This is a genomic window from Paeniglutamicibacter sp. GQ140, from assembly GCF_059759235.1.
The window spans coordinates 75,727-99,643 of the sequence record NZ_JCAXDW010000004.1 but is presented as its reverse complement, the minus strand read 5'-3'; the positions used below and the strand labels follow the sequence as shown (position 1 = coordinate 99,643).

23 protein-coding genes are annotated in these 23,917 nt (G+C 68.0%); 12 read left to right on the top strand and 11 right to left on the bottom strand.

Features of this window, described 5'->3' with window-relative positions; translation table 11 throughout:
- Positions 1–2 precede the first annotated feature (2 nt).
- From whiA to secG, 6 genes are all read left to right on the top strand, one after another.
- Positions 3–983 (top strand): DNA-binding protein WhiA, encoded by a 981-nt coding sequence (gene whiA, locus AC6CHY_RS07160; protein WP_217387744.1) that lies wholly within the window; start codon positions 3–5, stop codon positions 981–983.
- Between the two features lie 92 nt (positions 984–1,075).
- Positions 1,076–1,705: a superoxide dismutase gene (locus AC6CHY_RS07155; protein WP_217387745.1), complete on the top strand. Its 630-nt coding sequence runs from the start codon at positions 1,076–1,078 to the stop codon at positions 1,703–1,705.
- A 240-nt stretch (positions 1,706–1,945) separates the two neighbouring features.
- A complete protein-coding gene (gap, locus tag AC6CHY_RS07150) occupies positions 1,946–2,959 on the top strand; it encodes a type I glyceraldehyde-3-phosphate dehydrogenase (protein WP_498226280.1) in 1,014 nt (337 codons plus the stop codon).
- 28 nt (positions 2,960–2,987) lie between these two features.
- Positions 2,988–4,220, top strand: coding sequence for a phosphoglycerate kinase (locus tag AC6CHY_RS07145; RefSeq protein WP_498226279.1), 1,233 nt, complete (start codon positions 2,988–2,990; stop codon positions 4,218–4,220).
- Positions 4,217–5,032 carry a triose-phosphate isomerase gene (gene tpiA, locus AC6CHY_RS07140; RefSeq protein WP_498226278.1) on the top strand — a complete coding sequence of 272 codons (816 nt, stop codon included), beginning with the start codon at positions 4,217–4,219 and terminating at the stop codon, positions 5,030–5,032. Before AC6CHY_RS07145 ends, tpiA begins: the two co-directional genes overlap by 4 nt.
- 28 nt (positions 5,033–5,060) lie before the next feature.
- Positions 5,061–5,312, top strand: a complete 252-nt coding sequence (secG, locus tag AC6CHY_RS07135) for a preprotein translocase subunit SecG (protein WP_217387749.1) — start codon at positions 5,061–5,063, stop codon at positions 5,310–5,312.
- Positions 5,313–5,404: 92 nt separating this feature from the next.
- Here secG and pgl read toward each other — a convergent pair whose 3' ends face one another.
- The 6 genes from pgl to tkt form a co-directional block, all read right to left on the bottom strand.
- Entirely contained in the window at positions 5,405–6,175 is a 771-nt protein-coding gene (gene pgl / locus AC6CHY_RS07130; RefSeq protein ID WP_498226277.1) for a 6-phosphogluconolactonase, read from the bottom strand.
- Complete coding sequence (locus tag AC6CHY_RS07125; protein WP_498226276.1) at positions 6,159–7,100, bottom strand: glucose-6-phosphate dehydrogenase assembly protein OpcA; 942 nt, start codon at positions 7,098–7,100, stop codon at positions 6,159–6,161. The genes pgl and AC6CHY_RS07125 overlap by 17 nt, the downstream gene beginning before the upstream one ends.
- Entirely contained in the window at positions 7,097–8,656 is a 1,560-nt protein-coding gene (gene zwf / locus AC6CHY_RS07120; protein WP_217387752.1) for a glucose-6-phosphate dehydrogenase, read from the bottom strand. Before zwf ends, AC6CHY_RS07125 begins: the two co-directional genes overlap by 4 nt.
- A 96-nt stretch (positions 8,657–8,752) precedes the next feature.
- Positions 8,753–10,384, bottom strand: a complete 1,632-nt coding sequence (locus AC6CHY_RS07115; protein WP_217387753.1) for a phosphoglucose isomerase-related protein — start codon at positions 10,382–10,384, stop codon at positions 8,753–8,755.
- A complete protein-coding gene (gene tal / locus AC6CHY_RS07110) occupies positions 10,381–11,496 on the bottom strand; it encodes a transaldolase (RefSeq protein ID WP_498226274.1) in 1,116 nt (371 codons plus the stop codon). The genes AC6CHY_RS07115 and tal overlap by 4 nt, the downstream gene beginning before the upstream one ends.
- Before the next feature lie 28 nt (positions 11,497–11,524).
- A complete protein-coding gene (tkt, locus tag AC6CHY_RS07105) occupies positions 11,525–13,636 on the bottom strand; it encodes a transketolase (RefSeq protein ID WP_498226272.1) in 2,112 nt (703 codons plus the stop codon).
- A 325-nt stretch (positions 13,637–13,961) separates the two neighbouring features.
- On the opposite strand from tkt, the gene AC6CHY_RS07100 reads away from it, so the two are divergent.
- Positions 13,962–14,945: a heme o synthase gene (locus AC6CHY_RS07100; RefSeq protein WP_217387756.1), complete on the top strand. Its 984-nt coding sequence runs from the start codon at positions 13,962–13,964 to the stop codon at positions 14,943–14,945.
- Positions 14,946–15,051: 106 nt separating this feature from the next.
- Here AC6CHY_RS07100 and AC6CHY_RS07095 read toward each other — a convergent pair whose 3' ends face one another.
- From AC6CHY_RS07095 to AC6CHY_RS07080, 4 genes are all read right to left on the bottom strand, one after another.
- Positions 15,052–15,192, bottom strand: a complete 141-nt coding sequence (locus tag AC6CHY_RS07095; protein WP_217387757.1) for a hypothetical protein — start codon at positions 15,190–15,192, stop codon at positions 15,052–15,054.
- 182 nt (positions 15,193–15,374) lie between these two features.
- Positions 15,375–16,307: a COX15/CtaA family protein gene (locus tag AC6CHY_RS07090; protein WP_217387758.1), complete on the bottom strand. Its 933-nt coding sequence runs from the start codon at positions 16,305–16,307 to the stop codon at positions 15,375–15,377.
- 19 nt (positions 16,308–16,326) lie between these two features.
- Positions 16,327–17,100, bottom strand: a complete 774-nt coding sequence (locus AC6CHY_RS07085) for an ABC transporter permease (protein WP_498226270.1) — start codon at positions 17,098–17,100, stop codon at positions 16,327–16,329.
- Entirely contained in the window at positions 17,090–18,037 is a 948-nt protein-coding gene (locus AC6CHY_RS07080) for an ABC transporter ATP-binding protein (protein WP_498226479.1), read from the bottom strand. The genes AC6CHY_RS07085 and AC6CHY_RS07080 overlap by 11 nt, the downstream gene beginning before the upstream one ends.
- Before the next feature lie 158 nt (positions 18,038–18,195).
- Between AC6CHY_RS07080 and AC6CHY_RS07075 the strand changes: the two genes are divergently transcribed.
- From AC6CHY_RS07075 to AC6CHY_RS07055, 5 genes are all read left to right on the top strand, one after another.
- Complete coding sequence (locus AC6CHY_RS07075) at positions 18,196–18,984, top strand: helix-turn-helix transcriptional regulator (RefSeq protein WP_217387760.1); 789 nt, start codon at positions 18,196–18,198, stop codon at positions 18,982–18,984.
- The gene (gene sufB, locus AC6CHY_RS07070; RefSeq protein WP_254455834.1) at positions 18,981–20,441 is read left to right on the top strand and encodes a Fe-S cluster assembly protein SufB; all 1,461 of its coding nucleotides are present in this window, start codon (positions 18,981–18,983) and stop codon (positions 20,439–20,441) included. The genes AC6CHY_RS07075 and sufB overlap by 4 nt, the downstream gene beginning before the upstream one ends.
- Before the next feature lie 2 nt (positions 20,442–20,443).
- Positions 20,444–21,727: a Fe-S cluster assembly protein SufD gene (gene sufD / locus AC6CHY_RS07065; protein ID WP_498226268.1), complete on the top strand. Its 1,284-nt coding sequence runs from the start codon at positions 20,444–20,446 to the stop codon at positions 21,725–21,727.
- A gap of 75 nt (positions 21,728–21,802) precedes the next feature.
- Positions 21,803–22,561, top strand: coding sequence for a Fe-S cluster assembly ATPase SufC (sufC, locus tag AC6CHY_RS07060; protein WP_217387762.1), 759 nt, complete (start codon positions 21,803–21,805; stop codon positions 22,559–22,561).
- 2 nt (positions 22,562–22,563) lie between these two features.
- Positions 22,564–22,908: a metal-sulfur cluster assembly factor gene (locus AC6CHY_RS07055; protein ID WP_217387763.1), complete on the top strand. Its 345-nt coding sequence runs from the start codon at positions 22,564–22,566 to the stop codon at positions 22,906–22,908.
- Between the two features lie 72 nt (positions 22,909–22,980).
- Here the strand turns inward: AC6CHY_RS07055 and ypfJ are convergent, their stop codons facing one another.
- On the bottom strand, positions 22,981–23,895 hold the full coding sequence (gene ypfJ / locus AC6CHY_RS07050; RefSeq protein WP_217387764.1) for a KPN_02809 family neutral zinc metallopeptidase: 915 nt from the start codon (positions 23,893–23,895) through the stop codon (positions 22,981–22,983).
- Positions 23,896–23,917: the final 22 nt, after the last annotated feature.

Genomic DNA, 23,917 nt, shown 5'->3' with positions numbered 1-23,917 from the left:
CCATGGCACTGACGGCTTCCGTCAAGGACGAACTGTCCCGGCTTGAAATCCGGCGGTCATCCGAGCGCAAGGCAGAGGTATCCACCATGCTGCGCTTTTGCGGTGGACTGCACATCATTTCCGGACGTATCGTCATCGAGGCCGAGGTCGACCTCGCCTCCACCGCCCGGCGGCTGCGTGCCGCCATTGCGGAGGTCTACGGCCACACCTCGGAGATCATCGTGGTTTCCGGCGGCGGCCTGCGCCGCGGCAACCGCTATGTGGTCCGGGTGGTGCGCGACGGCGAGGCCCTGGCGCGCCAGACCGGCCTGCTCGACGGGCGCGGACGGCCGGTGCGCGGGCTTCCCTCGGTCATCGTCAACGGCTCCACCGCCGATGCCGAGGCCGTGTGGCGCGGCGCCTTCCTCTCCCACGGCTCCCTGACCGAGCCGGGACGCTCCTCCGCACTGGAAATCACCTGCCCCGGACCCGAGTCGGCGCTGGCACTTGTCGGCGCCGCACGGCGCCTGGGCCTGGTGGCCAAGGCGCGCGAGGTCCGCGGCGTGGACCGGGTGGTGATCCGCGACGGCGAGGCCATCGCGCAGCTGCTCACCCGCATGGGTGCCCACGACGCGCTGATGGTCTGGGAAGAGCGCCGGATGCGCAAGGAAGTGCGTGCCACGGCCAACCGCCTGGCCAACTTCGACGATGCAAACCTGCGCCGTTCGGCCCAGGCCGCCGTTGCCGCCGGGGCCCGGGTCGACCGCGCCCTGGAGATCCTGGGCGAGGAAGTGCCAGAGCATCTCAAGTACGCCGGCGCCCTGCGCGTGGCGCACAAGCAGGCGTCCCTGGATGAGCTCGGCCGCATGGCCGAGCCGCCCATGACCAAGGACGCGATTGCCGGGCGCATCCGCCGGCTTTTGGCCATGGCCGACAAAAGGGCCTCCGAGTTGGGAATACCCGGCACCGAGGCGAGCGTTCCCTTGGATATGCTCGAGCACTGATACACGAGTTTTCCGCCAGCTGCGCGGAGATGCAGTAACGAAGAACAGCGCACCCGCTTCCCGCGGGGTGCCGAAGAGAATGAGGAGTCATTTTGGCTATTTATACCTTGCCCGAGCTGCAGTACGATTACGCGGCCCTGGAGCCGAGCATTTCGGCGCGGATCATGGAGCTGCACCACTCGAAGCACCATGCGGCGTATGTCGCGGGGGCGAATGCGGCGCTGGAGCAGCTGGCCGAGGCCCGCGAGAAGGGCGAGTTCGGGAATGTGCCGAAGTTGTCCAAGGACCTGGCGTTCCACCTGGGCGGTCACACGAACCACTCGATTTTCTGGAACAACCTGTCCCCGGAGGGCGGGGACAAGCCCGAGGGCGAGTTGGCCGCGGCGATCGACGATGCCTTTGGCTCGTTTGACGCGTTCCGGGCGCACTTCACGGCGGCGGCGATGAGCCTGCAGGGTTCGGGTTGGGCGTTGCTGGGCTTTGAGGGCCTGGGATCCCAGTTGGTCATTGAGCAGCTGTATGACCAGCAGGGCAATGTGCCGGTGGCGACGACGCCGTTGTTGATGCTGGACATGTGGGAGCACGCGTTCTACCTGGATTACGTGAATGTGAAGGCCGACTACGTGAAGGCGTTCTGGAACATCGTGAACTGGGCGGATGTCTCGGCCCGCTTCGAGGCGGCGCGTGCCGGTGCCCCGAAGCTCGTGGTCCCCGGCAAGTAACACGCCACCGCCGGAGACGTAAGCCTCCTCACATTTTTCGCCTTCATGGCGTAAGATGTAAACATCGTGTTTTGCGTGTCTTGCGGTGAATTCCGCAAGACACGCAACAACCCGGTCAGCATCCCGCTGACGACACAACGGAGTGTCCAATTTTTCCAAGCCACTCCGTTTCCTGTGTCCCAACACCGGGGCCCTCTTTTCGCGGCAGTGGCAACACCACTCTGTCAAGGAGAAATACACGTGACTACCCGTGTTGGCATTAACGGTTTCGGACGCATCGGTCGCAACTTCCTGCGAGCCTCCCTCGCGAACGGCGCAGACATCGAAGTTGTCGCAGTAAACGACCTCGGGTCCATCAACGACCTGGCCATGTTGGTCAAGTACGACTCGATCATGGGCCGCCTGGCCGAGGACGTAAGCGTTGACGGTGCCTTCATCGTCATCGGCGACAAGCGCATCAAGGTGCTCTCGGAGAAGAACCCCGCACACCTGGGCTGGGGCGAACTCGGGGTTGACGTCGTCATCGAGTCCACGGGCCTGTTCACCAAGGCCGCGGACGCCGAGAAGCACCTGCAGGCAGGCGCCAAGAAGGTCATCATTTCCGCCCCCGCTTCCAAGGAAGACATCACCATCGTCATGGGTGTCAACCACGAGAAGTACGAGGCCGACAAGCACCACATCATCTCTAACGCCTCCTGCACCACCAACTGCCTGGGCCCGGTGGCCAAGGTGCTCAACGACCAGTTCGGCATCGTCGACGGCCTGATGACCACCATCCACGCGTACACCGCGGACCAGCACCTGCAGGACTCCCCGCACAAGAAGGACCCGCGCCGCGCCCGTGCTGCCGCCCTGAACATGATCCCGACCTCCACCGGTGCGGCCAAGGCCATCGGCCTGGTGCTCCCGGAGCTCAAGGGCAAGCTCAACGGCTACGCCATGCGCGTCCCGGTCCCCACCGGGTCGGCCACCGACCTGACCGTGAACCTGGCCCGCGAGGCCTCCGTCGAGGAGATCAACGCCGCGTTCAAGAAGGCATCCGAGGAAGGCCCGCTCAAGGGCTTCCTGAAGTACTCCGAGGATCCGCTGGTGTCCACCGACATCGTCCACGATCCGCACTCCGCGGTCTTCGATGCCGGCCTCACCTCCGTCATCGGCACCACCGCAAAGGTCGTCGCCTGGTACGACAACGAGTGGGCATACTCCACGCGACTGGTTGACCTCACGGTTTATGTCGGCGCGCGGCTCGGCTAGTCCCGGACTCTTCCGATAACCTAGTCAAATGACTTCCCACACTCTCGACGAATTGATCGCCGATGGTGTCCTTGGGCGGCACGTTCTGGTCCGCAGCGACCTGAACGTGCCGCTCGATGGCCTCACCGTCACCGACGATGGGCGTGTTCGCGCCTCCATACCCGTGGTGCAGAAGCTGGCCGAGGCCGGCGCACGCGTCATAGTCATGGCCCACCTGGGTCGCCCCAAGGGCGAACCCGACCCCCAATACTCCATCGCCCCCGCGGCGAACCGCCTCGCCGAGCTCTCCGGGCTCAATGTGCGTACGGCAACCGACGTCGTGGGCCCCTCGGCCCGCCAGCTGGCCGGGGAATTGACCGACGGCTCCGTGCTGGTCCTGGAAAACGTGCGCTTCGACGCGCGGGAAACCTCCAAGGACGGCGCGGCACGTGCCGAATTCGCCGCCGAGCTTGCGGCGCTGACCGGCGCGAATGGCGCCTACGTCAACGACGCCTTCGGAGCCGTGCACCGCAAGCACGCCTCGGTCTTCGACGTGGCGGCGCTGCTTCCGGCCTACCAGGGCGACCTGGTGGCCACCGAGGTGAAGGTCCTCAAGACCCTCACCGAGGCACCCAAGCGCCCCTACGTGGTCGTGCTGGGCGGGTCCAAGGTCTCGGACAAGCTCGCCGTGATCGACAACCTGCTCGGACGCGCCGACCACCTGCTGATCGGCGGCGGCATGGCCTTCACCTTCCTCAAGGCCCAGGGCCATGAGGTCGGCGGCTCGCTGCTGGAAGAAGACCAGCTGGAGACCTGCCGCGGCTACCTCAAGCGCGCCAGGGAACTGGGCTGCGACATCGTGCTGCCCACCGACGTGGTCGTGGCCTCCAAGTTCGGGGCCGACGCCGAGCATGAGGTGCTGGCGGCGGACAACATCACCGGCGGGGCCTTCGGCGCCACCGGCCTGGGCCTGGACATCGGCCCGGACTCCGGGGAAAAGTTCGCCAGCTACATCCGCAGCGCCAACACGGTGTTCTGGAACGGCCCGATGGGCGTCTTCGAGATCCCGGCGTTCGCGAACGGCACCCGTGCCGTGGCCGGCGCGCTGGCCGACTCGGAGGCATTCAGCGTCGTCGGCGGCGGCGACTCCGCCGCGGCGGTGCGCACGCTGGGCTTCCACGACGACGATTTCGGACACATTTCCACCGGCGGCGGTGCCTCCCTCGAGTACCTCGAGGGCAAGGAACTGCCAGGCCTGACTGCCTTGGAGGCGCGTAAGTGACCACATCGACCAACGGGAAATTCGACCGGAAGCCGCTGATTGCCGGCAACTGGAAGATGAACATGGACCACGTCCAGGGCATCACGCTGCTGCAGAAGCTGGCCTGGACGCTGGCCGACGCCGAGCACGACTTCGAGCGGGTCGAGGTGGCGGTCTTCCCGCCGTTCACCGACCTGCGCGGCGTGCAGACGCTGACCATGGGCGACGACCTCCCGGTGCGCTACGGCGCCCAGGACCTCTCCGCCCACGACTCGGGCGCGTACACCGGGGAGATCTCCGGGCAGTTCCTTGCCCGGCTGGGCTGCGGCTACGTGCTGGTCGGCCACAGCGAGCGCCGTGCCCTGCACGGGGAGACCGACGCGCTGCTGGCCACCAAGGTCGCCGCCGCATACCGCCACGGGCTCGACCCGGTGCTCTGCGTGGGCGAGGGCCTGGAGATCCGCCAGGCCGGCACGCACGTGGAGCACACGCTCGAGCAGCTGCGCGGTTCCCTCGAGGGCATCACCGCCGAACAGGCGCAGACCCTGGTCGTGGCCTACGAGCCGGTGTGGGCGATCGGCACCGGGGAGGTGGCGGGTCCGAAGGACGCGCAGGAACTCTGTGCCGCCATCCGCGCCGAGCTGGCGCAGCTCTTCGGCGCCGAGACGGCCGCCCGGGTCCGGGTGCTCTACGGCGGTTCGGTCAAGGCGTCGAACGTGGCGCAGATCCTGGCCGAACGCGACGTCGACGGCGTGTTGGTCGGCGGGGCGTCCCTGGACGCGGCGGAATTTGCTAACATTGTTAGGTTCGAGCACCACCTGGTGACCGACTAATCGCCACCGAGCTGATTGAAGGGCAATTATGGACGTCATCAAGTTGGTATTGCAGATCTTGCTGCTCATCACGAGCCTGCTGCTCACGCTGTTGATCCTGCTGCACAAGGGCCGCGGCGGCGGCATGTCAGACATGTTCGGCGGTGGCATGACCACCTCGCTGGGTTCCTCCGGCGTCGCCGAGCGCAACCTCAACCGCGTGACCATCGTCCTGGGCATCACCTGGGCCGTCGTCATCATCGGGCTGGGCCTGGTCATGCGCTTCAGCGTCGAGTCCTAGCCTTCGGCAACCAGGCGCCAAGGCAAAAAAGCGCGGCCCGCCCCATCCCTTCGGGATGCGGCGGGTCGCGCTTTTGCGTGTGCGCTCCGGTGCTAGAGAAGGGCCGCTGCGGCGGCGTCCATGAGCCACCAGGTGCCCTGCGTGCCGGCAACCCCGGAGGCCGGGACGCGTTCGCGCGCCGCGGGGGCCTCGCCGAGGGCGACGCCGGCCGCCGGGGCCTTGTCGGCGCCGGCCACCACCAGCCACACGGCACGGGCGGTGTTGATGGTCTCAAAGGTCAGCGAGACGCGCAGCGGAGGCGGCTTGGGCGAATCCCGCACGCCGATGACCGTTGCCCCGGTGCGGGTGGCGCCCTCGTGGTCCGGGAAGAGCGATGCCACGTGGGAATCCGGGCCCATGCCCAGCATCAGCACGTCGAAGACCGGGACGGGTCCCGCCGTGCCCTCGTTGCCCGCCTCCTCCGCGAGCAGCCGCGCGTAGGCCTCGGCGGCGAGCTCCGGGGTGGCGAAGTCGTCGGTGGAGCCCATCGGGTGGACGCGGCCGCGGTCAAGCCCGTGGCCATCGAGCGCGCCCAGCAGCACCTCGGCCTGCACCGCGTTGCGCTCCGGGGACGCGGAGTCGACGAAGCGCTCATCTCCCCAGTAGATGTTCACCCGGGACCAGTCCACCGCGCCCAGCGCGGGCGAGGCCGCGACCTGCGCGAGGGAGGCGATGCCCAGGGTTCCGCCGGTGAGCACGATGCTCGCCTCGCCGCGCGCGGCCTGGGCGTCCAGCACCGCGGTGAGCAGCCTTGCGGCAACGGCCGCCGCGGTGGCGGGAAGGTCGGGGTGGATGACGACGTGTCGCCTAGCGTTCGCTGGCACGGATGCTCCTCAGGTTGGTGCGTTTCAGGCCCTCGCGCACGACCTCGCCGAACACCTCGTCCGGGTCGAGGCGGCGCATTTCCTCGGCCAGGCAGTCGGAGAGCGAGCGCTGCGGCAGGGAAATCAGCTGGGCCTTCTGGCCCGGCTGGTACAGCTCGGCCACGTCCCCGGGGGGACGGGACAGCTCGACGTCCCCGGAATCGCGCGTGAAGCGCACCGAGCGGACGCCGGTGCCCTCGGGGGAGGAGGCCAGGGTGACCGGGATCCCCAGGCACAGCCGCAGCCAGGCGGCGAGCAGCACGGTGGAGGGGGAGTCCACGGCACCGGTGACGGTGGCGGAGGTGACCTCGGCCGGGTCCAGCTGGTCGAAGACCGAGGCCAGCTGGGCGCGCCAGAGCGTCAGCCGGGTCCAGGCCAGGTCGGTGTCCCCGGCCCGGTAGGACTTGGCCAGGGAGAACAGCGCGGCGCGCGGGTCCTCCTCGGCGCCGGAGTCGGTGATGCGGCGGTGCGCGATCCTCCCCAGCGGGCTGGCCGAGGCGTCGGCCGGCACCCCGTGCGGCCACCAGGCCACGATCGGGGCGTCGGGCAGCAGCAGCCCGGAGACCAGGGATTCGTCCACGTGCGCGTCGGGCCCGAAGGTGTGCAGCACGATGACCTCCGCGGCGCCGGCGTCCCCGCCGAGGCGGATCTGCGCGTCCAGCCGGGTGGTCCCGGTGCTGGCGCCCTGGACCACCACCACGATGCGGCAGGGGTGTTCGCGGCTGGCCAGCGAGGCCGCGGCGATGGCGTCCTCCTCGAACCCGGCGCTGGTGATCACCAGCAGCGTGAGCACGCGGGAGAGCGCGGAGGAGCCGCCGGCCCGGCGCATGGTGACCAGTTCCTTGGAGATCTTCGAGGTCGTGGTGTCCTGCATCTGCACAATCATGGGCGGCGCCATGTCCTTCCGTCGCGGGCCATCAATTCGTCGGCCGAGGCCGGGCCCCACGAGCCGGGGGCGTAGGGTTCGGGCTGCTCGGGCAGCGCCGCCCAATGTTCCTCGAACGGGTCAAGGATGCGCCAGGACTGCTCGACCTCCTCGTGCCTCGGGAACAGCGGCGGCTCGCCGAGGAGCACGTCGAGGATCAGCCGCTCGTAGGCCTCGGGGGAGGACTCGGTGAACGCGTGCCCGTAGCCGAAGTCCATGGTCACGTCGCGCACCTCCATCGAGGTCCCCGGGACCTTGGAGCCGAAGCGGATGGTTACGCCCTCGTCGGGCTGGACCCGGATGACGATGGCGTTCTGCCCGAACTCGTCGTCCTTGTGGTCGGTGAAGAGCAGGTTCGGGGCGCGCTTGAAGGCCACCGCGATCTCCGTGACGCGACGGCCCAGGCGCTTGCCGGCGCGCAGGTAGAACGGCACGCCCGCCCAGCGGCGGGTGTTGATCTCCAGCTTGATCGCCGCGTAGGTCTCGGTCTTGGAGGCGGGGTTGAAGCCCTCCTCGTCCAGGAATCCGGTGACCTCCTCCCCGCCCTGCCAGCCGGAGGTGTACTGCCCGCGCGCGCTTGCCGCGGCCAGGTCCTCCGGGAGCCGCACGGCGGCGAGGATCTTTTCCTTTTCGCTGCGCAGGTGGTCGGCGTCGAAGGAGATGGGTTCCTCCATGGCGGTCAGCGCCAGCAGCTGCAGCAGGTGGTTTTGGATGACGTCGCGGGCGGCGCCCACCCCGTCGTAGTAGCCCGCGCGCCCGCCGATGCCGATGTCCTCGGCCATGGTGATCTGCACGTGGTCCACGTGGTTGGCGTTCCACAGCGGCTCGAAGAGCTGGTTGGCGAAGCGCATGGCGAGCAGGTTCTGCACCGTCTCCTTGCCCAGGTAGTGGTCGATGCGGAAGACCGCGTCGGGCGGGAAGACCGACTCGACGATCTCGTTCAGCTCGCGCGCGGAGGCCAGGTCGTGGCCGAAGGGCTTTTCGATGACCACCCGCGACCAGCCGGCGTCGGCGGAGTCGTCGTTGGCCAGCCCGTGCCTGGAGAGCTGCTCGCAGACGGTCTCGAAGGAGTTCGGCGGGATCGAGAGGTAGAAGGCGTGGTTCTTGCCGGTGCTGCGGCTTTGCGCCAGGTCATCGAGGGTCTCACGCAGGTTCACGAAGGCGTCGTCGTCGTCGAACCCGCCGGAAATGAACCTGAAGCCGCTGGCCAGCTGCTCCCACACGGTCTCGTTGAACGGGGTGCGCGCGTGGGCCTGCACCCAGGCCTTGGCCTCGGCGGCGAATTCCCCGGCGCTCCAGGAGCGGCGGCCGAAGCCGACGACGGCGAAGTTCGGCGGCAGCAGGCCGCGGTTGGCCAGGTCGTAGACGGCGGGCATGAGCTTCTTGCGGGCCAGGTCGCCGGTGATGCCGAAGAACACCAGGGCGGAGGGGCCGGCGATGCGGTCAAGGCGGCGGTCCCGCCGATCACGCAGCGGATTGGGGTGGTTGCGCGCGGGGCGCCGGGAGGTTTCGGGCATCAGGAGGGGAACCTTCAGGTGTTGGGAGGGGGTGCCGGGGGACGCGCACCGGGTGCTGGAGGCACCCGGTGCGCGGCGAAAAGCCGGGGCGGGGGATCAGGCCTGGGCCATCTCCCGGACCAGCTTGTCCAATTGCCGGATGCCGGCTTCCTTGTCCGTCAGGTGCAGGCGCAGCACCGGGCGGCCCAGGTCGGCCAGCACCTGCGCGTCGCCGCTTGCCTGCGCGGCAATCAGCTCCCCGAAAGTGAATGCCCGGCCCGGGATGGACAGGTCCATCGAGGATTCGGCGGTGAGCTGCAGGTAGCCGCCCGTGCGCGGCCCGCCCTTGTGGATCTGTCCGGTGGAGTGCAGGAAGCGCGGTCCCCAGCCGAAGGTCACCGGGCGGTCGGCCGCGGCGGCAAGCACCGGACGGATGGCCTCCAGCTCGGTGTCGGCCCGGCGGTCCAGGTAGGCCTGGATGCCGAGGTAGCCGTTGGCCGGCAACGCGGCCACCAAGGCCGCCAGCGCGCCGGCGAGCGAATCGCAGCCCTCCAACAGCCCCGCGGAGCCGCGGACCTCGATGGCGCCCTCGGTGAACGCCGCCGGAACGGGTTCCGGGGTGCCGTCGAGCAGTGAACGGGCGGCGACCTTCGCGGCCTCCACGTCCGGCTGGTCGAACGGGTCGATTTCCAGCAAGCGCCCGGCGATCGCGGTTGCGTACTCCCAGAGCAGCATCTGTGCGCCCAGGGCGCCGGAGATGGCGACCGAGGCGGCTTCAGCATCGATGTCGTCGTCGGTGAGCATGCCCGTGTCGGCGACCAGGCGCACCTGCAGGAAATCGGCGGCGCCGGAGACGGTTTCCGGTGCCCGGTCCTCCACGACGACCGGCAGCACGCCGGTCTGCTCCTTGCCGGTGGATTCGGCAATGAGCTGTTCGGCCCAGTCGGCGAAACCGGCAAGTCCCGAGCCCTCGTCGGCGAAGATGAGCTTGTCGCGCAGCGGGGAGGTGCCCGCCATCGCGGCGCCCAGGGCCAGGGCGATGTTGTCCTCGTCGTCCTCGGCCAGGAACTCGGCGGCGGCCGCCGCCTCGTCCAGGAACGCCTCGATGTCAACGCCCGCGAGGCCGGCGGGAACCAGCCCGAAGGCGGTCAGCGCCGAGTAGCGCCCGCCCACGGACGGGTCCGCATTGAACACCGCGCGGTAGCCGGCCGCCCGGCTTGCCTCGTCCATCGGCGAGCCCGGGTCGGTGACCACGATGATGCGCGAGGCGGCGTCGAGGCCGGCGTCGTTGAACGCCTGCTCGAAGACCCGGCGCTGCGAGTCGGTTTCCACCGTGGAGCCGGACTTGGAGGCAACCACCAGGGCGGTGGTGGCCAGGCGGTCGGCCAGGATGCCGGCCACCATTTCCGGGTCGGTGGAGTCGCAGGTGACCAGTTCCACGTCGTTGGTCGCGCAGATGACCTCCGGCGCCAGCGAGGAACCGCCCATGCCCGCGAGCACGATGCGGTTCACTCCCTCGGCGCGCAGCTCGTCGCGCAGCGCCAGGATGCCCGGCACCAGGGCGCGGGAGACCTCCGGCGCGTCGACCCAGCCCAGGCGGACGGCGGCCTCGGCGCGGGCCGATTCGACCCACACCGTAGTGTCCTTGGCCGCGATGCGGCTGGCGACCTTTTCGGCCACCAGGGACGGCACATGCGCCTCGATGGCCGCCTGCGCGGCCCCCGTGGCTATGAACCCGAGGGAGCTCATTTCACGTTCGCGTTCTTGAGCGAGGCGTCGAGGTCGGTCAGCAGCTCGTTCCAGGCGGCCTCGAACTTTTCCAGGCCCTCGACCTCGAGCTTGGCCACGACGTCGTTGTAGCTCACGCCCAGGGCGGCCAGGGCGTCGAGCACGGCGTTGGCCTGCTCGTAGGTCCCGGAGACGGCGTCGCCGGTGATTTCCGCGTGGTCGGCGGTGGCCTCGAGGGTCTTCTCCGGCATGGTGTTAACGGTGTTCGGCGCGCACAGCTCGGTGACGTAGAGGGTGTCCGGCAGGGCCGGGTCCTTCACGCCGGTGGAGGCCCACAGCGGGCGCTGGGCGTTGGCCCCGGCGGCGGCCAGCACGTTCCAGCGCTCGGAGGTGAAGGTCTCCTCGTAGACCTGGTAGGCCAGGCGGGCGTTGGCCACCCCTGCCTTGCCGCGCAGCGCCAGTGCCTCGTCGGTGCCGATGGCGTTCAGGCGCGCATCGATCTCGGTGTCCACGCGGGAGACGAAGAAGGAGGCGACCGAGTGCAGCTTGGACAGGTCGTGGCCGTTGGCCTTGGCTGCCTCCAACCCGGTGAGGAAGGCGTTGATGACCGCGCGGTAGCGCTCCAGGGAGAAGATCAGCGTGACGTTCACGGAGATGCCGGCGGCCAGCGTCTGCGCGATGGCCTCCAGGCCCTCGACGGTTGCCGGGATCTTGACCAGCACGTTCTCGCGGCCGACCATCTCGTGCAGGACCTTGGCCTCGGCAATGGTCTCGGCGGTCTTGCGGGCCAGGCGCGGGTCGACCTCGATGGAGACGCGTCCGTCGACGCCGTTGGTGGCGGCGGCGATCGGCGCGAACAGGTCGCAGGCCGCGGCGACGTCGTCGCTGGTGATCTTGAAGACGGCCTCCTCGGCGTCCATGCCGGCTGCCGCCAGCTCGGCGACCTGGGCCGCGTAGGACTCGCCGTCCTGGAGGGCGGCGTGGAAGATCGAGGGGTTGGTGGTGACCCCGACGACGTTCTTTTCCTTGATCAGGGCTTCCAGCGAACCGGAGGTCAGGCGTTCGCGGGAGAGGTCATCGAGCCAGATCGAGACGCCGGCGTCGGAGAGGGCCTGGGTGTTTGCGTTGCTCACGGTAAAAATCCTTTGCGTGTGGGGGGTGTTACTTGGCGGCCGAGATGGAGTCGAGGGCGGCGGCGGTGACGGCCTCCGCGGTGATCCCGAACTCGGTGAACAGGCGCTTGTAGTCGGCGGAGGCGCCGTAGTGGTCAAGGGAGATGATGCGTCCGGCATCGCCCACCAGTTCGCGCCAGCCCATGGCCACGCCGGCCTCGACGGAGACGCGGGCCCTCACTGCCGCGGGCAGCACGGATTCGCGGTAGGCGGCGTCCTGCTGGTTGAACCATTCCAGGCACGGGATGGACACCACGCGGGCGGGCACGCCCTGGGCCTGGAGTGCTTCGCGGGCCTCGATGGCCAGGGAGACCTCGGAGCCGGTGGCCAGCAGCAATACCTCGGGGGTCACTACCTCGCCGTTGGCGGTGGCGTCGGCCAGCACGTAGGCGCCCTTTTCGGTGCCCGATGCTGCGCCGAAGCCCAGTTCGCTGCGGTCGTAGACCGGCAGGTTCTGGCGCGAGAGGATGATGCCGGCGGGGTTGGAGGTGGTCTCCAGGATCTTCTTCCAGGCGAAGGAGACCTCGTTGGCGTCGGCCGGGCGGACCACGTCCAGGTTCGGGATGGCGCGCAGGGAGGCGAGCTGCTCGACCGGCTGGTGCGTCGGTCCGTCCTCGCCCAGGCCGATGGAGTCGTGGGTCCACACGTAGATGGAGGGCACGCCCATCAGCGCGGAGAGGCGGATGGCCGGGCGCTGGTAGTCGGAGAAGATCAGGAAGGTGCCCGAGTAGGCGCGCGTCGGGGAGGCCAGGGTGATGCCGTTGACGATCGAGGCGGCCGCGTGCTCGCGGATGCCGAAGTGCAGCACCCGTCCGTACGGGTTGCCCTTCCAGGAGTCGGTGGAGCGCGATTCCGGGATGAACGAGGGTGCGCCCTCGATGGTGGTGTTGTTCGAGCCGGCCAGGTCGGCCGAGCCGCCCCAGAGCTCGGGCAGCACGCCGGCAACGGCGTTGATGACCTTGCCGGAGGCCGAGCGGGTGGCGACGTCCTTGCCGGGTTCGAAGACCGGCAGGTTCTCGTCCCAGCCGGCCGGAAGCTCGCCGGATTCCAGGCGAGCCAGCAGGGCGGCGTTCTCCGGGTTGGCCGCGGACCAGGCGTCGAAGCCCTCCTGCCAGGCGGCCCGGGCCTGCGTGCCGCGCTCCTGCACGGAGCGGGCGTGGGCCAGCACCTCGTCGTCGATGGCGAAGTGGGCCTCGGGGTCGAAGCCCAGGGCCTTCTTCAGGCCGGCGACCTCGTCGCCTCCCAGCTTGGAGCCGTGGATGCCGCCGGTGTCCGCCTTGGTCGGGGAGGGGAAGCCGATGACGGTGCGCAGGGAAATGATCGACGGGCGGGAGGTCTCGGCCTTGGCGGCGCGCAGCGCGGCGTCCAGCTCGGCGAGGTCCTCGACGTAGTTCCCGGTCTTGGTCCAGTCCACGCGCTGGGTGTGCCAGCCGTAGGACTCGTAGCGGCCCAGCACGTTCTCGGTGAACGCAACGTCGGTGTCGTCCTCGATGGAGATGTGGTTCTCGTCATAGACAACAACAAGGTTGCCCAGTTCCTGGTGGCCTGCCAGCGAGGAGGCCTCGGAGGTGACGCCCTCCTGCAGGTCTCCGTCGGAGGCGATGACCCACACGGTGTGGTCGAACGGCGAGGTGCCGGCGTCGGCGTCGGCGTCCATCATGCCGCGCATGCGGCGCTGGGCGTAGGCGAAGCCCACGGCCGAGGCCAGGCCCTGGCCCAGCGGGCCGGTGGTGATCTCCACGCCGGCGGTGTGGCCGTACTCCGGGTGTCCCGGGGTCTTGGCCCCCCAGGTGCGCAGCGCCTGGAGGTCCTCGAGTTCCAGGCCGTAGCCGGAGAGGAAGAGCTGCAGGTAGAGGGTCAGCGAGGTGTGGCCGGGGGAGAGCACGAAGCGGTCGCGGCCGATCCATGCCGGGTCGGACGGGTCGTGGCGCAGGTGCTGCTGGAAGAGCAGGTACGCGGCCGGGGCCAGCGAGATCGCCGTTCCGGGGTGCCCGTTCCCCACCTTCTCAACCGCGTCCGCGGCGAGCACGCGGGCGGTGTCGACGGCTCGCTGGTCAAGATCGGTCCAAGCGAATTCGCTGTTGTCTGCTAGTGGCGCCACGTTGTGGGTCCTCCCTGTACGGTGTGCATTTCAAAGTCTGTTGGTTGCGCCGGCGTCCCGCCCTGTAAGCACAACGCCGCCGTCCGTCCGGTGGTTGACAGGACAGTTTCGGCGGCGGCGCAACGCTTCCAGCTTAGCGCCATTGGGTGCAAAAGTGCCTGTTTGAGACCGCTTGTTGAGGCATGGCGAAAACAATTGGTGCCGCACCCGGCGGGAGGGTGCACCCGCGTGTCGCCCGCAGGCAAAGATCGCGGCCCATTTCTACAACACGTAAAAGGGTATGATGGGGGGTGATTGTCCTAATTACCCCCGTAGAACTGAGTAGATGTCTGTGAAGACCGTGTCCGTTGACTCCGCAACGAGGGCTCGCGCAGCTCGCCAGCCGAACGAATCGGCCGGCGAATTCGTCTCGCGCAAGGCCAAGGCCTATGTGGCCCTGACGAAGCCGCGCGTCATTGAGCTGCTGCTCGTGACCACGTTGCCGACCATGATGTTCGCCGAACGCGGTTTCCCCTCGATTTCCCTGGTGCTGGCCACGTTGCTGGGCGGTGCTATGGCGGCAGGGGCCTCGGGCTCCTTCAATTGCTATATCGACCGCGACATGGACAGGGTCATGCAGCGCACCAAGGGGCGTCCGCTGGTCACCGGCGAAGTCACCGAGCGCGAGGCGCTGGTCTTCTCCTGGGTCCTGGCCATCGCCTCGCTGGCGGTGCTCTGGTTCGGGACCAACCCGCTGACCACCGCCCTCGGGCTGGCGGCCATCCTCTTCTACGTGGTGCTGTACACGTTGATCCTCAAGCGCCGCACCGCACAGAACATCGTATGGGGCGGGATTGCCGGCTGCATGCCGGTGCTGATCGCCTGGGCCGCCGTCACCAACAAGATCGAATGGCCGGCCATCATCTTGTTCCTCATCATCTTCCTGTGGACCCCGCCGCACTACTGGCCGCTGTCGATGAAGTACGCCGATGACTACAACGCCGCACGCGTGCCGATGCTCGGCGCGATTTCCAGCGCCCGCCGGGTCTCGGTGCAGGTCGTGCTGTACGCCTGGGCCACGCTGGTGTGCTCGCTGCTGCTGGTGCCGATGGGCTACGCGGGCATCGTCTACACCGTGCTTGCCGGCGTCTCGGGCCTGTGGTTCGTCTACGAGTGCCACGTGCTTTACCGCGAGGCGCAGCGCGACCACGAGCCGGCGGACATGAACAAGAAGGCCATGAAGGTCTTCCACATCTCCATCACCTATCTGACGCTGGTGTTCGTGGCGCTGGCCATCGATCCGTTCGTGGGCGGCCCGCTCTTCGGCTGACCCCACCCCGTCATTCACGCAAGCGGCCCCCGGACTATCCGGGGGCCGTTTCGTTGTCGGCTGCGCCGAGTTGCCTTGGGCGCGCGCCAGGGCCGGCGGCCGGCGCTCAGCGTGCCCCGCGGTTCTCCTCGCCCGCATCGGCATATCCGCCGGGGTGCCGGGTCCCGTCGACGGTGAGCGTGCCGGAAAGGTCCTCGGCGCCGCCCTCGATGTCGATGGCGGCCATGTTTCCGGGACGCAGCACCACGGCGGATGGGATCTCCAGTGCCGGCAGCGCCCCGAGGGGCCGGAATACGCCGGCACCCAGGCGACAGCTGCCGGTGCCGATGAGGCGGAGTTCGAGGCGCAGGGGCGCCGGATGCGCAAGGAGGCCCCGGCACGCTTTCAGCGAGCCGGGGCCTCCTCGGGACTGCGGGGGTTCGGGGAGTGTCAGAACGGGAACTTCCCGGTGGTCCTGTCCCAGACGTTCACGGCGGCCGCGGCCAGCAGCGAGGCTCCGAGCATGTGGGCGAGCACCAGCAGGATCGGCAGCCCGGTGAAGTGCTGGACGTAGCCGATGACGCCCTGCAGCAGCACGACGCCGGCCAGCAGCAGCAGGGGAGTGCGCAGCTTCGCCTCCGCTGCGTGGCGGAACGCCAGCACCAGGGCGACGAGGGTTGCCGCGACCAGCAGGTAGACCGGGACCACGTGGATGCGCGTGACGATGTACGGGTCGAACATGTGGCGCGGGGCATCGGCGTCGCCGGCGTGCGGACCTGTGCCGGTGACGATGGTGCCCAGCACCAGGGCCAGCGCGGAGGCGGCGAACATGGTCCAGGCCAGGAAGCGCTGCGTGGCGCCGGCGGGCGCGCCCAGCGAGGTTTCGCCGCGGCGCAGTGCGCCGGTGCGGTTGACCAGCAGCGTCGCGGCCATGACCAGTGCCGCCGAGACCAGGAAGTGCAGGGACACGACCCACGGGTTCAGGTTGGACCAGACGGTGATGCCGCCGATGACCGCCTGGGCCGGGATGACTGCAAGCAGCGCGATCGACAGGCGGTAGATGGTCTTGTGGGTGGAGCGCATGCGCCAGATCGACACGATCATGGCCACCGCGATGGCCGCGAGGATGAAGGTCAGCAGGCGGTTGCCGAACTCGATGAGCCCGTGGATCCCCATCTCGGCCACCGGGGTCATGGAGCCTGGCACGCAGTTGGGCCACTGCGAGCAGCCCAGCCCCGACTTGGTCAGGCGCACGGCGCCGCCGGTGATGATGATGCCGATCTGGGATGCGAGGGAGGCAATGGCCAGGCGGTGCACCGTGGTGTTCACGGTGGCGGGCAACTTGTCCGTCCAGCGGTTGGCGGCGGGGGAGGTGGTGCTCATGGTGTTGTGCTCCAGGATTCTAGTTCCACTTGAACCAGCGGGTTGCGGCGAAGCCGGCGATGAGGGTCCATGCCAGCAGGATGAGGATCCCGGAGACCGACCCGGTTCCGGTGATCAGGGCGGCCCTCAGGGAATCGCCCAGGGCGGCCGAGGGCAGCAGGTCGACGATCGGCTGCAGGTAGTCCGGCGCCCGGGTGCTGGGGAACAGGATGCCCCCGACGGCCGCCAGCAGGACCCACGCCAGGTTGGTGATGGCCAGGGTGGCCTCGGGGCGCACGGTGCCGGCGACCAGCAGGCCGAGGGCGGTGAACGCCGCCGCGCCGAGCACCAGCAGCGCCAGGGCCCAGCCGATGCCCGCGGGCGCGGGCCGCCATCCGAGCAGCAGCGCGGTGCCGCCGATGACGAGGACCTGCAGGAAGAGGACTGCCAACACCGCCATGACCTTGCCGTAGATCAGGCCGGCACGGCCCAGCGGGGTGGTGGAGAGGAAGCGCAGCACCCCGTAGCGGCGGTCGAATCCGGTGGCGATGCCCTGCCCGGTGAACGCGGTGGAGACCACGCACAGGGCCAGCACGCCGGGGGCGGCGGCGTCGATGGGGTTGGCGGCAACGTCCTTGAGCAGGTCGGTGAAGACCAGTCCGAAGAGGGCCATCAGCGGCAGCACCACGGCCACGACGAGCTGCTCGCCGTTGCTGATCATGCCCAGGGTCTCGTAGCGTCCCTGCAGCAGGATGCGCCGGAGGGTTCCCTGCGCGTTGGCGGTCGCCGGGGCGGCCTGCGTACTAGTTGGCATTGTTTCCCTTGTCGGCAATCTCCAGGAACACGTCTTCAAGCGTGCGCGGTTGCATGGTCAGTGCGTGGGGCAGGATGTCCTCGCGGGTCCACCACGTGGTCAGTTCCGCCAGGTCCCCGGGGGAGCGGACCCCGTCGAGCCGGTAGTGCCCGGGCGTCGCCTCGGCGAGCGTGAGGTGCTCCGGAAGTGCGGGCAGCGCCATGGCCGCCGCCGCGGTGAAGGTCACGGCCTGGGCCGGTGCCTCGTGCGCGGCGTGCGCGGTGAGCTCCGAGACGGTTCCCTGGGCGACGTTGCGCCCCTCGTCGATGATGTAGACGTAGTCGGAAAGCCGTTGCGCGTCCTCCATGAGGTGCGTGGTCAGCACGATGCACATTCCGGCCTCGCGCAGTTCGCCGATGAGCTCGAAGACGACCTGGCGCGATTGCGGATCCAGGCCGGCGCTTGGCTCGTCAAGGAAGACGACTTCCGGGTTCCCGGCCAGGGCGGCGGCCAGGGCCACGCGCTGCTTTTGGCCGCCGGAAAGCCGGCGGATCGACGTCGTGGCGAACTCGTCGATGCCCAGGCGCTCGATGAGGGAATCGATGTCCGCCGGGCGGCGGTAGAACGAGGCGACGTGGCGCAGCAGCGGGATCGGGCGCAGCGAGGGCGGCAACCCGCCGTCCTGCAGCATCACGCCCACGCGCGAGCGCAGCGCCGGGCTGGCGCCGTAGGGATCCTCGCCCAGCAGGCGGACGGTTCCGCCGTTGGGACGCAGCAAGCCCTGTGCGCATGCCAGGGTGGTGGACTTCCCGGCGCCGTTGGAGCCCAGCAGGGTGGTGACGGTTCCGGGGTCGGCCTTGAGGCTGATGCCGTAGAGCACGCGCATCATGCGGCCGTCCAGGGCGGGGACGGGGCCGAAATCTTTGAGCAAGTCCTCGATCACGAGGCTTGGAGACACATTGGACACCCGGCTATTCTATGTCAGGTAGAAGATGGGGCGGTCGGGGTGTGGCGCCGGTCTCCCCGGGCCCCGGTGGCCGGGTGCGGCATTAAGCCCGCGGCGAGGTAAGCAGTGCCTTACTAGACGGGCGTGCTGGATTAGCGCATGCTTGTGTTGTGTATTCATCGAATCAGACAGTGCCGGTCGGCGACGCCCCGGCACCCAACATTCCCGCGACAGGGGAAGCCGAAGAACGCACCCGCGACCGAGTCCTGTATTCCGTGTTGGAAGACGGCCCGGTCAGCGCCGCCGAACTGGGCGAGCGCCTGGGCTTTACCCCTGCAGCCGTCCGTCGCCACCTCGATGCGCTCTCCAAGCAGGGGCTCGTCGAGGTCAAGCTCGTGGCCAACCAGCGCACCGGCGCCGGCCGGCCCTCACGCCGCTACGTGCTGTCGCACCGCGGCCAAACCAAGATGGGCAACGACTACCTGGACATCGCCACCGACGCACTGGCCGAACTTGGCCGGGCTGCCGGACCGGCGGCCGTCGAGGCCTTTGCCGCCCGCCGCTTTGCCGCCATGGAACGGCGTTACCGTCCCGTGGTGGCCGAGATCGAGGGCCTCGAGGAACGCGCCGACGCGCTGAGCGAGGCGCTCAGCGCGGACGGATTCGTTGCCTCCACCCGCAAGGTCGGCGCGGATTCGCCGACCGCCACCATGCTCAGCGTCCAGCTGTGCCAGGGGCACTGCCCCATCCAAGATTTGGCCAGGGAATTCCCCGTCTTTTGCGAGATGGAAACCCAGGCCTTTTCCCGTCTGCTGGGTGTCGATGTGCGAAGGCTCTCGACACTTGCCAGCGGCGGGCATGTGTGTACGACCCACGTCCCCGTGGGCCGGAACCAAACTCCTCAGCGTGCTGAGAAGAGAACTCGAATCAAGATCACGAAGCAGGAGAGGCCGCGATGACGGATCAGATTGCACAGGAGTCCCCCGACGCCGGCGTGATTACCGAGATCCTGGAGAAGAACCCAGAACTCCAAGGAATCGGTAATTACGAGTACGGATGGAGCGACAAGAACGACGCGGGCGCCAATGCGCGCCGCGGCATCAACGAAGACGTTGTCCGCAACATCTCGGAGCTCAAGTCCGAGCCCCAGTGGATGCTGGACATGCGCCTGAAGGGCCTGAAGTACTTCGATCGCAAGCCCATGCCCACCTGGGGCGCAGACCTCTCGGGCATCGACTTCGACAACATCAAGTACTTCGTGCGTTCCACCGAGAAGCAGGCCACCAGCTGGGAGGACCTGCCCGAGGACATCAAGAACACGTACGACAAGCTCGGCATCCCCGAGGCCGAAAAGCAGCGCCTGGTTTCCGGTGTCGCCGCCCAGTACGAGTCCGAGGTCGTCTACCACCAGCTGCGCGAGGACCTGGAGAAGCAGGGTGTCATCTTCCTTGACACCGACACCGCCCTGCGCGAGCACGAAGACATCTTCAAGGAGTACTTCGGCACGATCATCCCGGTGGGCGACAACAAGTTCGCCTCGCTGAACACCGCGACCTGGTCCGGCGGTTCCTTCGTCTACGTCCCCAAGGGCGTCCACGTGGAGATCCCGCTGCAGGCATACTTCCGCATCAACACGGAAAACATGGGCCAGTTCGAGCGCACCCTCATCATCGCCGACGAGGATTCCTACGTGCACTACATCGAGGGCTGCACCGCCCCGATCTACACCTCGGACTCGCTGCACTCGGCAGTTGTCGAGATCATCGTGAAGAAGGGCGCCCGCGTCCGCTACACCACGATCCAGAACTGGTCGAACAACGTGTACAACCTGGTCACCAAGCGCGCCGTCTGCGAAGAGGGCGCGACCATGGAATGGGTCGATGGCAACATCGGCTCCAAGGTCACCATGAAGTACCCGGCCGTCTACCTGGTCGGCGAGCACGCACGCGGCGAGACCCTGTCGATCGCCTTCGCCGGCGAGGGCCAGCACCAGGACACCGGGTCCAAGATGGTGCACATCGCCCCGAACACGTCCTCGAAGATCGTCTCCAAGTCGGTGGCCCGCAACGGCGGCCGCGCCGCCTACCGCGGCCTGGTCCAGGTGCGCGAGGGTGCCAAGGGCGCACGCAACTCGGTCGAGTGCGACGCGCTGCTGGTTGACCAGATCTCCCGGTCGGACACCTACCCGTACATCGACGTCCGCGAGGACGACGTGACCATGGGCCACGAGGCGACGGTTTCGCGCGTGTCCGAGGAGCAGCTCTTCTACCTGATGAGCCGCGGCATGACCGAAGAGGAAGCCATGGGCATGATCGTGCGCGGCTTCGTCGAGCCGATTGCCCGCGAGCTCCCGATGGAGTACGCCATGGAACTGAACCGCCTCATTGAACTGCAGATGGAAGGATCCGTCGGTTAATCATGACTGATACCGCAACTCACGTAACGGGCGAAAAGGCCCGTCTCGGTGCACCCAGCATTTCCGGTTTCACCGAAGAGGGCGAAAACCTCTCTCCGTTGAACGAAGCAGAAGCAACCGCGCCGTTGGGCGGCGACGCCTCCAAGGCGCACAGCCACGGCGGCGGGGCCGGAATCCCCGATTCCTCCCGCGCCGGTCGCAAGACCAGCTACAACGTCGAGGACTTCCCGGCGCTGACCGGTCGTGAAGAGGACTTCCGCTTCACCCCGCTCAAGCGCATGGGCGGCCTGCACAAGAACGAGCTGGCCGGTCCCGCCCCCGAGCTGGCGCTTTCGGGCGCCAAGGCCGCCACCCTGGAAACCGTTGCGATGACCGACGCCCGCGTCGGTTCCGCCGGAATCCCGGAGGACCGCATCTCGGCCAACGCCTGGAAGCATGCGGCCGAGGCCAAGGTGCTGACCATTCCCGCGAACTCCAGCGGCGAACAGGTCACGCTGACCTACACCGGCACCTCCACCGAGGCGGCGGCCAGCCACCTCGTGGTGGTCGCCGAGGCCAATTCCGAGTCAGTGGTGGTCATTGACCACGTCGGGTCCGTGGTGCTGGCGCAGAACATCGAAATCGATGTCCGCGAAGGTGCCAAGCTGACCGTGATCTCGCTGCAGGCCTGGGCCGATGACGCGATCCACGCTTCCTCGCACCTGGCCAAGGTCCGCAAGGACGGCCACCTGAAGCACATCGCGGTGACCTACGGCGGCGACCTGGTCCGCCTGACCCCGTCGGCGCACTTTGACGGCGAGGGCGGCGAGGTGGAGCTCTTCGGGCTGTACTTCGCGGATGCCGGACAGCACCTGGAACACCGCCTGTTCGTTGACCACGCCACCGAGAACTGCAAGTCCAACGTGTTGTACAAGGGCGCACTGCAGGGCAAGGACGCGCACACCGTGTGGGTCGGGGACGTCTTGATCCGCAAGGAAGCCAAGGGGACCAACTCCTACGAGGCCAACCGCAACCTGGTGCTCACCGAGGGCGCACGCGCCGACTCGGTGCCGAACCTGGAGATCGAGACCGGACTGATCGACGGAGCCGGACACGCCTCCACGACCGGCCGTTTCGACGACGAGCACCTCTTCTACCTGATGAGCCGCGGCATCGACGAGAAGACAGCGCGCCGCCTGGTGGTGCGCGGCTTCCTGAACGAGATCGTGCAGCAGATCCGGGTCCCGGAGATCGAGGAACGCCTGGCCGAGACGATCGAGCGCGAGCTCGCCGCCACGGACAGCTAATCCAGGCTTTTCCCACCAACACAAAAACTTCGTCGATCCACATCGACATTCACGGAAAGAGAACGGACCCAAGGCATGTCTACTCTGGAAATCAAGGACCTGCACGTCTCCATCGAGACCGAGCAGGGCAACAAGGAAATCCTCAAGGGCGTTTCCCTCACCATCAAGACCGGTGAAACCCACGCCATCATGGGCCCCAACGGCTCGGGCAAGTCCACCCTGGCCTCGACCATCGCCGGACACCCGCGCTACACCGTCACCTCCGGCTCGATCACCCTCGACGGTGCCGACGTCCTGGAGATGAGCGTTGACGAGCGCGCACGCGCCGGCATGTTCCTGGCCATGCAGTACCCGGTCGAGGTTCCGGGCGTCTCGATGACGAACTTCCTGCGCACCGCCAAGACCGCCATCGACGGGGAAGCCCCGAAGCTGCGGACCTGGACCAAGGACGTCAAGAGCGCCATGGAAAAGCTGAAGATCGATGCCGAGTTCGCCTCGCGCAACGTCAACGAGGGCTTCTCCGGCGGCGAGAAGAAGCGCGTGGAGATCCTGCAGCTCGAGCTCTTCAAGCCGAAGTTCGCCATCCTGGACGAGACCGACTCGGGCCTGGACGTCGACGCGTTGAAGGTCGTCTCCGAGGGCGTCAACCGCGCCCAGGAGGAGAACGAGATGGGCACGCTGCTCATCACGCACTACACCCGCATCCTGCGCTACATCAAGCCCGACTTCGTGCACGTCTTCGTTGACGGCAAGATCGCCGAGCAGGGTGGCGCCGAGCTGGCCGACCGCCTCGAGGACGAGGGCTACGACCGCTTCCTGAACGTTCCGGCCTAGTCATGAGCGTATCGAACGAAACGACCAGCGGGTCGGCGGAAACCGAGCTTGAGGACGTCGAAGAGGCGCTCAAGGACGTCATCGACCCCGAGCTCGGCGTCAACATCGTCGACCTGGGCCTGCTCTACGGGCTGAAGTACGCCGATGACGGTGCACTGCTCATTGACATGACCCTGACCACCGCCGCCTGCCCGTTGACCGACGTCATCGAGGAACAGGTCAGCCAGGCACTGGAATCGGTTGTCGATTCCTACCGGCTGAACTGGGTCTGGATGCCGCCTTGGGGTCCGGAGCGGATCACCGACGACGGCCGCGACCAGATGCGGGCCCTGGGCTTCAACATCTAGCCAACCGCAACGCAAACAAGCGAGGTGCGCTTCCCTTCGGGGAAGCGCACCTCGCTTGTTTGCGTTGGGTGCTCAGGCTCCGGGCTTGTCCAGGCTGCGCGCCGAGAGCGTGTCGCACTGGTTGATGTCCCCGGTCGAATACCCCTGCAGGAACCACGCCTGGCGCTGCGCCGAGGAACCGTGCGTCCAGCCCTCGGGGTTCACCCGCCCGGTGGCCGCCTCCTGGATCCTGTCGTCGCCCACCGCGGAGGCCGCCGAAAGCGCCGACTTCAGGTCGGCCTCGGTGAACGGATCCATGAAGGTGTTGCCGTTGGCATCCTTGGTGTTCGCCGCGTGAGCGGCCCACATCCCGGCGAAGCAATCGGCCTGCAGCTCCACGCGCACCGCGCCGGAGGTCGCCCCGGTCCCGCCCTGCTGGGAGGCGGCCAGGGTGCCGATGGTGTTCTGGATGTGGTGGCCGTACTCGTGGGCCACCACGTATTCCTCGGCCAGCGGCCCGCCGTCGGCGCCGTAGTTGGTGCTCAGGTCGGCGAAGAAGCCGGTGTCGAAGTAGGCGACGCGGTCCGCGGGGCAGTAGAACGGGCCCACCGCGCTGGTGGCCGTCCCGCACTCGGTACTCACCTGCCCGTCGAAGACCTCGACCCCGGGGCGTTGCACCGCCACGTCGTATTGCGGCAGGTAGTTGAGCCAGAAGCTGTCCAGCGACTGCGTCGTGGCAAGGATCCGGCAGTCGGTGCGGGCGTTGGCGTCGGCCCCGGTCTTGCATTCGGAGATGGCCGACGGGCCGGTCTCGCCCGGGCCCTGCTCGATGCCGGGATCCCCGCCGAGCCCCAGCTGCGTCAGCATGTCGGGGTTGATGCCCAGCAACGCGGCGATCAGCACCACGATGATTCCGCCGCCCCCGGCGGCGATCTTTCCCCCGCGGCCGCGCCCGCGGGAGTCCCTGATGCGGCCCGAATCCAGTTGTGCGTCGTCGTTGAAACTCATGGTTCATACAATACGTGCGCAC